This is a genomic window from Luteimonas sp. MJ250 (assembly GCF_039548455.1).
In the GTDB taxonomy this organism is placed as follows: Bacteria; Pseudomonadota; Gammaproteobacteria; order Xanthomonadales; family Xanthomonadaceae; genus Luteimonas.
Map to the genome: position 1 here is coordinate 48,537 of NZ_JBCLVB010000016.1, position 12,563 is coordinate 61,099.

Here is a 12,563-nt window from a genome sequence, read left to right on the forward strand (position 1 = left end):
GCCCCGGCGGGGCCCAGGCCTCAGCAAAGGTCGCCAAATGCAGCCTGCAGGGCGCTGATCGCGGCGATGCCCGCGGTTTCGGTGCGCAGGATCCTGGGTCCCAGGCGCAGTCCCTGGAATCCGGCCGCGGCCAGAATGGCACGGTCACGCGGTGACCAACCGCCCTCGGGCCCGATGGCAACCACCACGGACGCCGTGCCGGGAGCGGCGAGGCCGCGCACCGAGTCCGCCGCCGCGGGATCCAGCGTGAGCCTGAGCGCCTCGCCCGGCAGCGTGTCGAGCGCCCGTGCCAGCATCAGCGGCGGTTCCACCGCTGGAACAGACGCGCGCCCGCTCTGGCCGCAGGCCGCGGCAACCACAGCGCGCCAGTGGGCCAGGCGCTTCGCCACGCGCGCATCGTCCAGCCGCACCTCGGTGCGATCGCTGTTGACCGGGACAAAGGCGGCGACGCCGAGCTCGGTCGCCTTCTGCAGGATCCAATCCATTTTCTCGCCGCGCGCCACGCCCTGCAGCAGCGTGATCCGCAGTGGCGACTCCTTGTCCACTGTCCGCTTCGACAGCACCTCCACCTCGCCGCCGCGCTTGCCGGCGGCGGTGATGCGGCAGTCGTAGTCGAAGCCGTCGCCGTTGAACAGCACGCACTCGTCGCCGACGCCGAGGCGCAGCACCCTGAGCAGATGCGCCGCCGCGGCTTCCGGCAGCGCAAGCCTGGCGCCGACCGCCAGGGTTCCGTCCACATATTCGCGGTTCTGGCGCATCGGGATCCTCTATTGCAAGGGGCCTGGTGTTGGAACAACTGCTGAAAAAACGTCCGCCCGATCCGCGCTGTCCGCGAATAGACGGCTATGCGCTCCGCGTCGCCTCGATGATCACAGCCTCGGTAGTCTCCGCCAACAGCGCAAGCTGGGCGTCGTCGATGCAGTACGGCGGCATCCAGTAGAGGATGTCGCCCAGCGGGCGCAGCATGACGCCGCGCTCGAGCGCTGCGCGATAGGCGTGCAGGCCGATCCGCGCGGCAGGATCGAACGGCGTCGTGCGCTCGCCATCGCGGGTCAGCTCGAAGGCGACCACCATCCCCGCCTGACGGACCTGGGCCACGTGCGGCAGCGCGGCCATCGATGCGGCGGCGTCGGCCATCTTCGCCGCAGTCACGCGGTTGCGGGCGATGACGTCGTCGGATTCGAAGATATCGAGCGTCGCCAGGGCCGCGGCGCAGGCCAGCGGGTTGCCGGTGTAGCTGTGCGAATGCAGGAAGGCGCGCTCGCGCGAATCGTCGAGGAAGCCGTCGTAGATCGACTGCGTGGCCAGCACCGCGGCCAGCGGCAGGAAGCCGCCGGTGAGCCCCTTGGAGACGCACATCAGGTCCGGCATCACGCCGGCCTGCTCGAAGGCGAACATGGTGCCGGTGCGACCGAAGCCGGTGGCGATCTCGTCGGCGATCAGGAACACGCCGTGCACGTCGCAGAGCTCGCGCGCGCGCTTCAGGTACACCGGGTGGTGCATGCGCATGCCGCCGGCGCACTGCAGCCGCGGTTCCAGGATCAGGGCGCAGACCTCTCCGGGATGCTCGTCGAGAAGGCGCGCCAGGGCGTCGGCGGCCTCTTCGGCGCAGTCCTCGTCCGACTGGCCGGGGCGCGCGTTCCAGGCGTCGGGCGAGGGGGTGAACATCGCTTCGACCAGCAGCGGCGCGTAGACCCGGCGGTACAGCGGGATGTCGCCGACCGAGAGCGCGCCGATGGTCTCGCCGTGGTAGCCGTTGGCCAGCGCCACGAACTTCGTGCGCCGGGGTTCGTCGCCGCGGTTGCGGTACCACTGGAAGGCCATCTTCAGCGCCACCTCGACCCCGGCCGAGCCGTTGTCGGCGTAGAACACCCTGGCCAGCGGGTCGCGGCCGGGCTGGCGCGGGGCGATCGCGAGCAGGCGCTCGGCGAGTTCGACCGCGCCTTCGTGGGTGGCGCCGGCAAAGATCACGTGCTCCAGCCTGCGCGCCTGGCGCGCGATGGCCTCGGCGATGCGCGGCTCGGCATGGCCGTGGATGTTGGTCCACCAGCTGCTGACCGCGTCCAGCGTGCGGCGGCCGTCATGGCCGACCAGCCAGGCGCCGTCGCCGCGGGCGACGCTCAGCAGGGGCATCGTGTCGGGGTGTTCCCGCATCTGCGTGCAGGGGTGCCAGACGACGGCGAGGTCGCGGGATCGCCAGTGGTCGCCCTCGGCTAGAATGGCGGGATCGTGCAAAGACTTGTCGGACATCGCTGCATTATCGCCCCTCGGCCCGCACGAGGGCGCCGATGACCCGCCGGCTGCCGATCATCCACGACATCACCGAGTCCGATGCCGGTCCGTACCGGCTGGAGCGGATGGACCTGGAGTTCTCCAACGGCGAGCGCCGGCGCTACGAGCGCCTGCACGGCCGCGGCCACGGCGCGGTGGTCGTGGTGCCGCTGCTCGACGACGACACCGTGCTGCTGGTGCGCGAGTACGCCGCCGGCGTGCACCGCTACGAGCTGGGCCTGGTGAAGGGCCGCATCGACGCCGGTGAAACGCCCGCCGAGGCCGCCGACCGCGAGCTGAAGGAAGAGGCCGGCTACGGCGCCCGCCGCATCGACGTGCTGCGCAGCCTGACTCTGGCGCCGACGTACATGAGCCACGCCACGCACCTGGTGGTTGCGCGCGATCTTTACCCGGAGCGCCTGCCCGGCGACGAGCCGGAAGAACTCGAGGTGGTGCCGTGGAAGCTGGACCGCCTGCACGAACTGATCCTGCGCGAGGATTTTTCGGAAGGCCGTTCGATCGCGGCACTGTTCATCGCCCGCGACTGGCTGCAGCACCATGTCGGCGGCTGAGGGCGTGCGCGATACCTTGCGCGAAGGCGTGATCGCGATCGCCCGCGAGGCGGGGGCGGCGATCATGGCCGTGTACGGCGGCGACGTCGCGGTGCGCGCCAAGGCCGACGACAGCCCGGTGACCGCGGCCGACCTGGCCGCGCACCGCTGCATCCTGGACGGGCTGTCGCGGCTGACGCCGGACATCCCGGTGCTGTCCGAGGAGTCGGCGCATACGGTGCCGCTGCAGTTGCGTCGCGGCTGGTCGCGCTTCTGGCTGGTCGATCCACTCGATGGCACCCGCGAGTTCCTCAAGGGCAACGGCGAGTTCACCGTCAACATCGCCCTGGTCGACGACGGCGTGCCGGTGTTCGGGGTGATCCAGGCGCCGGTCACGGGCGCGGTCTGGCACGGCGCGCCGGGGCAGGGTGCCTGCCGTCGCGACGGTGACGTGGAACGTGCCATCGCCACCCGCCGCCCGGCTGCTGCGCCGCTGCGCGTGGCCGCCAGCCGTTCGCACCTCGACGCCCGCACCGCGGCCATGCTCGGTCGCATCGGACGGCACGAATCGATCGGCCTCGGCTCATCGCTCAAGTTCTGCCTGCTCGCCGAGGGCGGCATGGACGCCTATCCGCGCCTGGGCCCGACCAGCGAGTGGGACACCGCCGCCGGCCAGGCCATCCTCGAGGCCGCGGGCGGCTGCGTGCTTGACCTGCGCGGACGCCCCTTCCGCTACAACCAGCGCGACACCGTGCTCAACGGGGATTTCGTTGCGCTGGGCGATCCCGGGTTGCCGTGGCGGGAGTGGGTTCAAGATCCTTTTGCCATGGATTTTCGCGGCTGACGCCGCGCAGATCCGCCGCAGAGCTTTCCCGGAGTTCCACAAATGTCAGACCAGCTCCAGCGACTGTTGGAAATCATGGCGAAGCTGCGCGATCCCGACGACGGCTGCCCCTGGGACCTGGCGCAGGATTTTTCGACGATTGCGCCGTATACGGTTGAGGAGGCCTACGAGGTCGCCGATGCGATCGACCGTGGCGACATGGATGGCCTGCGCGAGGAGCTGGGCGACCTGCTGCTGCAGGTGGCGTTCCACGCGCAGATGGCCAGCGAGGCCGGTCACTTCGGCTTTGAAGACGTCGCACGGGCGATCTCCGAGAAGATGGAGCGCCGCCATCCGCATGTGTTCGGCGATGCCGATGCGGCAGCTGCCGATGCCGATGCCGCGCTTGCAAGCTGGGAAGCGATCAAGCGCGCCGAACGCGCCGCCGCGGGCGCGGCCGACGGCTCGGCGCTCGCGGGCATCACCCGCGGCCTGCCGGAGTGGCAGCGCGCGGTGAAGCTGCAGGACCGCGCCGCGCGCACCGGATTCGACTGGCCCGGCCCGGCGCCGGTGATGGCGAAGCTGGAGGAAGAGCTGGAAGAAGTCCGCGCGGAATTCGAAGCGGTCGCCGCCGCGCCCCGCGATACCGCTGCGCAGGAGCGCCTGGAAGCCGAGCTCGGCGACCTGCTGTTCGTGGCGGCCAACCTCGCGCGCCACGCGAAGGTGGATGTCGGCACTGCGCTGCGCCGCGCCAACCACAAGTTCGAACGCCGCTTCCGCGCCATGGAAGCCTTCGCCGCCGCCGACGGCACGCGCATGGCGGACCTGCCGCTGGACGCGCAGGACGCGTACTGGAACCTCGCCAAGGCCGCCGAGCGGTCCTCCGGTGGCTGAGGCATGATGGCCGGCAACGGCAGGACAGGAGCCACCACATGGCCCGCTTCGCCAGCTTCCGCGAGTTCTATCCGTTCTACCTGGACGAGCACCGCAACCGCACGTCACGACGCCTCCACTTCCTTGGCAGCTGCGGTGCGCTGGGCTGCGTAGCCGCGGCCGTGATCGCCGCCGATCCCCGCTGGCTGCTCGCAGCCCTGGGCTGCGGTTACGCCTTCGCCTGGGTAGGCCACTTCTTTTTCGAGCACAACCGGCCGGCCACCTTTCGCCACCCGCTTTACTCCTTGGCAGGAGACTGGGTGATGTTCAAGGACATCCTGACCGGCCGGATCCCGCTGTAGCCCTCCCCGCGGGTGGTCTTCACATCGCGTCGACCTGTTTCCCGGCACGCTTTCACAAAGCTGAAGACGTCCGTTGGAGGACATGCACATGCGCGGATCGCAGGAACCGGGTGGCCTGGTGTTGATCGTCGAGGACAACCGCAATATTTCGGAGATGGTGGGTGAATATCTGGAGAGCCGCGGATTCGAGGTGGATTACGCCGCCGACGGCCTTGACGGATACCGCCTGGCCAGCGAGAACAATTACGACGTGGTGGTGCTCGACCTGATGTTGCCGCGACTGGATGGCGTCGAGGTCTGCAAGCGCCTGCGCGAGGAAGCCCGCAAGTCGACCCCGGTGCTGATGCTGACCGCGCGGGACACCCTGGACGAAAAGCTGGCCGGCCTTGGCGCAGGTGCCGACGACTACCTGGTCAAGCCCTTCGCCGTGGAAGAGCTTGAAGCGCGCCTGCGCGCACTGATCCGCCGCGAGCGCCGCCAAGTGGGCTCGGAAGTGCTGAAGGTCGCCGACCTGGTGCTTGATCCGGCCAGTCTGCGCGCGACCCGTTCCGGCACCGAGCTGCAGCTTTCGCCGATCGGCCTCAAGCTCCTGACCATCCTGATGCGCGAGTCGCCGCGGGTGGTCAACCGACAGGAGATCGAGCGCGAGATCTGGGGCAACAGCCTGCCGGATTCGGACACCCTGCGCAGCCATCTGTACAACCTGCGCAAGACCATCGACAAGCCCTTCGACAAGCCGCTGCTGCACACCGTGCAAAGCGCCGGCTATCGGATCGCGGACATCGAGCAGCCGCCCGCCTGACGGCAGCGGAGAACGTCGATGCCACAAGGGCTGCCGCGCAAGCTGCGCCGGGTGTTCGTGCTGCAGGCGCTGCTGGCGATCATCGCGGTCGTGGCCTCGCTGTACGCGTCGACCGTGTTTGCGCGCGGCGTGCTGGCGACGCAGTGGGTCAAGGCGGAAGCGTCCCGGTTCTGGGGCGAAGTGGCGGAGGATCCCGCCTACCCGCCGCCGTGGACGTCGTCGGTGAACGGCTACTTCGTCCAGACCGGCACCGATCCGGTGGCCGCGGGCGTGCCCGCCGAATACATCGCGGCGGGCCCAGGCCTGCACCGGCTGAAGGTCCATGGCACGTCGCAGCGGCTGCTGGTCGAGGACGGACCAGGCGGTCGCCTGTACCTGCGGATCGCATTCCGGCTGGTCGACAACGTCGGCCGCTGGTCCTTGCTGATCGCGTCGATCCTGACCACGCTCGCGATTGCGACGGTGAGCTGGCTCAGCTACCGGATCGCACGCAGGATGGTGCTGCCGGTAACCGCGATGGCGGCGGAGGTGGCGAACTGGGATCCGCTGGGTGTCGAACTCGACGCCATCGATCCCGCCCGCCTGCCGGGAGAGGTGGGGCGTGAAGTGCGCATGCTGGAGGGCGCGCTGCGCGGCCTGGCCGAACGCACCCAGGCCTTTACCCGTCGCGAGCGCGACTTCACCCGCGAAGCCAGCCACGAGCTGCGCACGCCGCTGACCGTGGTGCGTGTGGCCGCGGACATGCTGCGCCGTGACCCCGAGCTGCCGCCGCGGATGCATCGTTCGCTGGACCGCGTGCAGGTGGCTGCGCGCGACATGGAAGCGGTGGTGGACGCGCTGTTGATCCTGGCCCGTGAGGACCTGCCGCTGAACACCGAGGAATTCGGTGCGCTGGACGTGGCCGCCGAAGCGGTCGCGGCGGGCCAGGCGCTGATCGGCGAACTCATCGAAGAGTCGGCCGTCGGCATTTCGCTGGTCGAGCACGCCGCGCCCACGCTGCGCGGCTCGCGGCGCGCGATGGCGGTGATCCTCGAGCAGCTGGTGCGCAATGCCTGCACCTTCACTCCGACGGGCAGCATCGAGGTCTGTGTGGAGCACGATCGTATCGAAGTCCGCGATACCGGGGTCGGCATGGCGCGCGACGTGCTTGAGCGCGTCTTCGAGCCCTTCTACCGCGCCGACCAGTACGTCGGCGGACGGGGCCTGGGCCTGGCCATCGTGCGGCGCCTGGCGGCGCGCTACGGCTGGTCGGTGCATATCGAGAGCGCGCTCGGCCAGGGCACCAACGTCATTCTCCGCTTTCCGGCAGCAGGCGAGGACTGAGCAGGTCAACGCCGGCCATACTGGTGCGTTAGCCTCCACGACCCCAGCCGGATCACGCAGCGAAATGAGCCATCGACCCAAGCGCGCCAGTCGCCCTCGAAAGACCCTTGTCTCCATCGTCATCGCCATTCTCGCGCTTGGTGCGGGCGCCTGGTATTTCAGCCAGCGCAGCGCGTCCGCCGACGCCGGGGCCTGGCGCACCGTCGAAGTTGAAGAGGGCGACATCCGCGTCGCGATCTCGGCCACCGGCACCCTGAGCGCGATCTCGACGGTCGTCGTGGGCAGCCAGATCTCGGGGCAGGTGACCGAAGTGCTGGTCGACTTCAACGACAAGGTCGAGCAGGGCCAGGTGCTCGCACGCATCGATCCCAGCAGCTACCAGGCGCAGATCGAGCAGGGCTCGGCGCAAATCGCCAGCGCCCGCGCCAGCCTCGCCCAGGCGCAGGCAACCCTGCGCAACGCCGAACTCGACCACCGGCGCAAGGCAGAGCTCGGCGAGCGCCAGCTGGTGGCGCGCAGCGACATCGACCTGTCGCGCGCCGCGCTGGACCAGGCCCGGGCCCAGGTTGCCTCGGCGCAGGCGCAGATCACCCAGCAGACCGCGTCCACCCAGACCACGCGCATCAACCTGCAGCGGACGGTGATCCGCTCGCCGGTGGATGGCGTGGTGCTGACCCGGACCATCGAGGCCGGCCAGACCGTCGCCGCCAGCCTGCAGGCGCCTGAGCTGTTCACCATCGCCGAAGACCTGTCGCAGATGAAGATCGAGCTCGCGGTGGACGAAGCCGACATCGGCCAGGTGCAGGCCGGGCAGGGCGTGAGCTTCACTGCCGATGCCTTTGCCGACCGCCAGTTCCGCGGCGTGGTCGAACAGGTCCGCCTGAGCGCGACCAACACCAGCAACGTGGTGACCTATCCGGTGGTGGTGACCGTCGACAACAGTGACGGCACGCTGCTGCCGGGGCTGACGGTGAATGCCGAGATCGAGGTCAGCCGCCGCGACGGCGTGCTGAAGGTGTCCAACGCCGCGCTGCGCTACAAGCCCACGGGAGCCGAAGGCGCCGCGCCGACGATGCCGCAGGGCGGCGCCCGCGGCGGCGTCACCGACGACCTCCGTCGCGAGGCAGTGGCGCTCGAGCTGTCAACCGACCAGCAGGTGGCCTTCGACGAGGCGGTCACGGCGATCCAGGCGCGACAGACAGCACGGCAGGCCGCGCCGGCCGCACGCAATGGCGGCGGTGGCGGCTTCGGCCAATCGCGCGGTGGCGCGCCTTCCGGGGCGATGGCTTCGCAGATCCGCCAGCGCATGCTGCAGCGCTTTCGCGAGGACTTCGCCGGATTCCGCGACAGCCTGGACGCCGCGCAGGCGCAGCGCTGGGACGCGGCCGTCGCCAACCTGGTCGGCGCCACGCGGGCCACGGTCTACAGGTTGACCAACGGCAGCCCGGAGCCGGTGATGGTCCGCGTCGGCGCGACCGATGGCACCGCCACCGAAATCTCCGGCGCGCTGCAGGCCGGCGACCAGCTCATCACCGGCGAGCGCGCCGCGCGATGAGCACAGCCGTGCCGATCATCGAGACCCGCGCCCTGGGCAAGGTCTACTCCGCCGGCACCGAGGCCGAAGTCGTTGCGCTGAAGGACGTCGCCCTGCGCATCGAGCACGGCGCGTTCGTGGCGATAATGGGGCCGTCGGGGTCGGGCAAGTCGACGCTGATGAACCTGATCGGCGGCCTTGATACCCCGAGTTCCGGCAGCTACTTCTGCGACGGCGTGGATGTCTCCACGCTCGACGCCGAGGAGCTGGCGGCGCTGCGGCGCGAGAAGATCGGCTTCGTCTTCCAGGGCTTCCACCTCCTGCCGCGGATGACCGCGCTCGAGAACGTGGCCATGCCGCTGAGCTATTCCCGGGTGCCGCCGGCCGAGCGGCTGCGCATGGCCGAGGAGGTGCTGGACGCAGTGGGCCTGGGCGGGCGGACGGGGCATCGTCCCAACGAGCTGTCCGGCGGCCAGCAGCAGCGCGTGGCGATCGCACGCGCGCTGGTCAACAAGCCGCCGCTGCTGCTGGCCGACGAGCCCACCGGTGCGCTGGATTCGAAGACCGGCGAAGAGATCCTGGCGCTGTTCAAGCGCCTGCGCGACGAGGGCCACACCGTGGTCCTGATCACCCATGACGCCGAAGTCGCGGCCCACGCCGACCGCACCTACGTGATGCGCGACGGCGAGCTGCACCCCGAGCATCCGGAGGCCGCGGCATGAAATTCAGCGACGTCATCCGCACCGCGATCCACGCCCTGCGCGGGAACTGGATGCGCAGCGTGCTCACCTCGCTGGGCGTGATCATCGGCATCGCCGCGGTGATCGTGATGGTCTCGGTGGGCCAGGGCACGCAGTCGGAGATCGACAAGATGGTCTCCGGCCTCGGGTCGCAGAGGCTGGACATCTCGCCCGGTTCGCGGCGCGGCCCCGGCGGCGTGCGCCAGAGCTCGTCGAGCTACTACACGCTCACCGAGGGCGACGTCGAGGCGATCCGCAACGACATCCCCGAGGTGCAGTACGTGTCCGGTTCGCTCAGCGGCAGCACCCAGGTGGTGTATGCCGAGAACAACTGGTCCAGCCGCTGGCAGGGCGTGCAGCCCGACTATTTCGACATCAATGCCTGGACCCTGGTCGAGGGCGAGGCCTTCGACGCCCAGGACTACGGCGGCGCGGCGAAGGAAGTGATCGCGGGCGAGACCGTGCGCCGCGAGCTGTTCGGCGACGAGCCCGCGATCGGGCAGACGGTGCGCCTGGGACGGGTGCCGTTCGTGGTCGTGGGCGTCCTTGCGCCCAAGGGCCAGGGCGGCTGGGGCCAGGACCAGGACGACGTGCTGATGGTGCCGATGCAGACCGCGCGGCGCCGCTTGCTGGGCTCGATGGGCCTGCCGCCGGGCGCGGTGATGCAGGTCGCGCTGACGGTGACCGATGCCGACGACCTCGGCTACGTGCAGGGCGAGGTGGAATCGCTGCTGCGCCAGCGCCACCGCATCGGCCCGGGCGCCGACGACGACTTCACCGTGCGCAACATCTCCGAGATCGTGGCCACCCGCACGGCGACCACGCGCCTGATGTCGCTGCTGCTGGGCGCGGTTGCGACGATCTCGCTGATCGTGGGCGGCATCGGCATCATGAACATCATGCTGGTCTCGGTGACCGAGCGCATCCGCGAGATCGGCCTGCGGATGGCGGTGGGTGCGGGGCCGTCGGACGTGCGCCGGCAGTTCCTCGCCGAGGCGATGCTGCTGTCCCTGGTCGGCGGTGCGCTGGGGATCGTGATCGGCATTGCCGGAGCGCTGCTGGTGGGGCGCTTTGGCGACCTGCCGGTGGTGCTCAACGGCCAGGTGGTCGCCATGGCCGCCGGCTTCTCAGTCGCCACGGGACTGTTCTTCGGCTACTACCCTGCGCGCAAGGCGTCCCAGCTCGACCCGATCGAAGCCCTGCGGCAGTAGGCGGGCGCTGGCGTCGGGATTCGCTGCGCCGCGGCAGGACTTCGGCATGCGATCCTCGGGTCGACCCTATAAGGGCAGGCCCCGGGTTGGCGCTCCGCGGGCCGCGGCGGAGACTGCGTCCATTGCCACGCACCGCACGCAGCGGACCGGAGACGCGACATGACCGCCATCCACAACATCGCCTTTGGCGACACGCTTTCGCAGATCGCGCAGCGCCTGGGCACCAGCATCGACGCGCTGATGGATGCCAATTCGCAGATCAAGAACGCCGATGTGATCTATGCCGGCGACACCCTGAACATCGGTGGTGGCTTGCGCGGCGGCGGTGCGGAGGGATCGGGTGGTGTGTCCGGGACTGAAGGCGTGTCGGGCGGCACGAAGGTCAGTGGCAACAACGCCGCCGCGATCGCCGAGCAGTTCATCGGCCGCAACGCTGGAGAGCTCAAATTCAGCGACGAACTGCCGATGGAGTCCTGGGTTCCGAACAACGTCAACTGCGCCAACTTCGTCTCCGCCTGCCTGCAGAAGGCCGGGCTGATCGATGCAGGACAGGCCAGCGCGTCGGTCGACAACCTGGCCGGCAATCTCAAGGGCGATGGCTGGCAGACCACCTCGCTGGCGAATGCCCGGCCCGGCGACGTGGTGCTGATGCAGCGCAATGGCCAGTCGCACGTGGTGCTGTTCGCCGGGATGGAGGGCGGGCAGCCGAAGTTCATCGGCTCCAACAACGTCAACAGCGACGGCTCGCAGCGAATCAGCTGGGGCGGTGCTTCGGGCAACTACGAAATCATCACTCCGCCGCGCTGAATCACTGCGCGCGCTGGATGACAAAGGCCGGGCATTGCCCGGCCTTTGTTCATGCGCATGGCAGGCCCGATCGGGGCCGTTGCGCGTCAGAAGCCGAACAGCGCCCGCGGCGCGGCGTGTCGCTGGGGCCAGTCGAGCCAGGCGACGTCGCCAGGTCCGATCGCGTGTTCAAGCAGGGTCCAGTGGCCATCGGAGAGAACGGCTGAGGACTCTTCGGCGACGGTCGGGTCATGAGCATCCCCGGTCCTCGAATCGCCGGCATCGACGCTGCCATCAGCCGCGCCTTCATGCTTGAGGAGGGCGACATAGACATCGGACATGGCGCCCTGTTCCGCCGCCTCGGCGAAGCGCGTGCCTGCGAGATCCGGGCGGCCGCCCCCGGGCGCGCGCATGCTGCCGAGGACGAAGGCCCAGGCGCCGATACGGTCCATGCGTTCGACCTCGAGCTCCACGCGCCCGTCCAGCGCTTCGCGCAGGGGGGCGGTGGCGGCATTCAGGATGACTTCGTAACCGGGGTCGCCCGGCTGCATGGCCTGGGGCGCGGCCTGTGCAAATGAAGTATTCATGACGGCTCCCATGGCCAGTGCGGCGATCGGTCCGAGGATAACAGCGGCTCGGTGCATGCGTGGACCCCGGGTTCCGATGCGTGATGGCTGCATCCTGCCAGCCGGGACCTGCGTTTGGAGTGAATCCGGGCCCCGGGCGGCTGCTTGTGGCAAAATTGCCCGCTTCTGGTCGGACTCGGCAGCGAATTCGCATGCAGTTCCCATTCCGGCGGCGCCTTCGCGGCAGCCGCTCCCAAGCCGCCGGCGGTGCGAGCGCCCGGTCCGTGGCGCAGTCGCACCCCGGTGGCGCCCGCTGAGCACGTGCAACGCGATGGCTGACGAGACCGGACACCTGCCGCGCGGCCCGGCGCGCATGTTCAAGGCGGCCGTATGGTCGCTGCAGGGCCTTCGCGCGGCCTGGCTGTACGAGTCATCGTTCAGGCTCGAGGTCTACCTGTTCGTCGTGCTTGCGCCCCTGGGCTGGTGGCTGGGCAACGACGGCGTGGAACGCGCGCTGCTGGTGGGCTGCCTGGTGCTGGTATTGGCGGTGGAGTTGCTGAATTCCGCGATCGAGGCCGTGATCGGCCGTTACGGCGACGAACACCACGAGCTCGCCGGCCGTGCCAAGGACATGGGCTCGGCCGCGGTATTCCTGATGATGCTCAACGTGCTGCTGGTATGGGGCGCGTTGCTTTGGCCCCGGCTGCCATGACGCCCGTGC

At 69.6% G+C, this 12,563-nt stretch carries 14 protein-coding genes; 11 read left to right on the plus strand and 3 right to left on the minus strand.

The window, feature by feature from the left end; genetic code table 11:
* Nucleotides 1-20 precede the first annotated feature (20 nt).
* Both WCE37_RS13825 and bioA read right to left on the minus strand, forming a co-directional pair.
* Complete coding sequence (locus WCE37_RS13825) at nt 21-758, minus strand: 16S rRNA (uracil(1498)-N(3))-methyltransferase (RefSeq protein ID WP_343279867.1); 738 nt, start codon at nt 756-758, stop codon at nt 21-23.
* A gap of 85 nt (nt 759-843) precedes the next feature.
* Complete coding sequence (bioA, locus tag WCE37_RS13830; RefSeq protein WP_343279868.1) at nt 844-2,250, minus strand: adenosylmethionine--8-amino-7-oxononanoate transaminase; 1,407 nt, start codon at nt 2,248-2,250, stop codon at nt 844-846.
* Nucleotides 2,251-2,288: 38 nt separating this feature from the next.
* Between bioA and nudE the strand changes: the two genes are divergently transcribed.
* The 10 genes from nudE to WCE37_RS13880 all read left to right on the plus strand — a co-directional run bounded on the left by nudE (nt 2,289) and on the right by WCE37_RS13880 (nt 11,297).
* Nucleotides 2,289-2,843 (plus strand): ADP compounds hydrolase NudE, encoded by a 555-nt coding sequence (gene nudE / locus WCE37_RS13835; RefSeq protein WP_343279869.1) that lies wholly within the window; start codon nt 2,289-2,291, stop codon nt 2,841-2,843.
* Complete coding sequence (gene cysQ / locus WCE37_RS13840) at nt 2,830-3,666, plus strand: 3'(2'),5'-bisphosphate nucleotidase CysQ (protein WP_343279870.1); 837 nt, start codon at nt 2,830-2,832, stop codon at nt 3,664-3,666. Before nudE ends, cysQ begins: the two co-directional genes overlap by 14 nt.
* Nucleotides 3,667-3,708: 42 nt before the next feature.
* The gene (gene mazG, locus WCE37_RS13845; protein ID WP_343279871.1) at nt 3,709-4,539 is read left to right on the plus strand and encodes a nucleoside triphosphate pyrophosphohydrolase; all 831 of its coding nucleotides are present in this window, start codon (nt 3,709-3,711) and stop codon (nt 4,537-4,539) included.
* A 38-nt stretch (nt 4,540-4,577) separates the two neighbouring features.
* Complete coding sequence (locus tag WCE37_RS13850; RefSeq protein WP_343279872.1) at nt 4,578-4,880, plus strand: DUF962 domain-containing protein; 303 nt, start codon at nt 4,578-4,580, stop codon at nt 4,878-4,880.
* Between the two features lie 88 nt (nt 4,881-4,968).
* Nucleotides 4,969-5,682: a response regulator transcription factor gene (locus WCE37_RS13855; protein WP_343255474.1), complete on the plus strand. Its 714-nt coding sequence runs from the start codon at nt 4,969-4,971 to the stop codon at nt 5,680-5,682.
* A gap of 18 nt (nt 5,683-5,700) precedes the next feature.
* Complete coding sequence (locus tag WCE37_RS13860; protein ID WP_343279873.1) at nt 5,701-7,005, plus strand: HAMP domain-containing sensor histidine kinase; 1,305 nt, start codon at nt 5,701-5,703, stop codon at nt 7,003-7,005.
* Nucleotides 7,006-7,069: 64 nt separating this feature from the next.
* Nucleotides 7,070-8,560, plus strand: coding sequence for an efflux RND transporter periplasmic adaptor subunit (locus WCE37_RS13865; protein ID WP_343279874.1), 1,491 nt, complete (start codon nt 7,070-7,072; stop codon nt 8,558-8,560).
* A complete protein-coding gene (locus WCE37_RS13870; protein ID WP_343255477.1) occupies nt 8,557-9,261 on the plus strand; it encodes an ABC transporter ATP-binding protein in 705 nt (234 codons plus the stop codon). Before WCE37_RS13865 ends, WCE37_RS13870 begins: the two co-directional genes overlap by 4 nt.
* Entirely contained in the window at nt 9,258-10,490 is a 1,233-nt protein-coding gene (locus tag WCE37_RS13875; RefSeq protein WP_343279875.1) for an ABC transporter permease, read from the plus strand. Before WCE37_RS13870 ends, WCE37_RS13875 begins: the two co-directional genes overlap by 4 nt.
* Nucleotides 10,491-10,649: 159 nt before the next feature.
* A complete protein-coding gene (locus WCE37_RS13880) occupies nt 10,650-11,297 on the plus strand; it encodes a LysM peptidoglycan-binding domain-containing protein (RefSeq protein WP_343279876.1) in 648 nt (215 codons plus the stop codon).
* Nucleotides 11,298-11,383: 86 nt separating this feature from the next.
* Here WCE37_RS13880 and WCE37_RS13885 read toward each other — a convergent pair whose 3' ends face one another.
* The gene (locus tag WCE37_RS13885; RefSeq protein WP_343279877.1) at nt 11,384-11,863 is read right to left on the minus strand and encodes a hypothetical protein; all 480 of its coding nucleotides are present in this window, start codon (nt 11,861-11,863) and stop codon (nt 11,384-11,386) included.
* Nucleotides 11,864-12,173: 310 nt separating this feature from the next.
* Here WCE37_RS13885 and WCE37_RS13890 point away from each other — a divergent pair, with 310 nt between their 5' ends.
* Nucleotides 12,174-12,554, plus strand: a complete 381-nt coding sequence (locus tag WCE37_RS13890) for a diacylglycerol kinase (protein ID WP_343279878.1) — start codon at nt 12,174-12,176, stop codon at nt 12,552-12,554.
* The last annotated feature ends 9 nt before the right edge of the window (nt 12,555-12,563 follow it).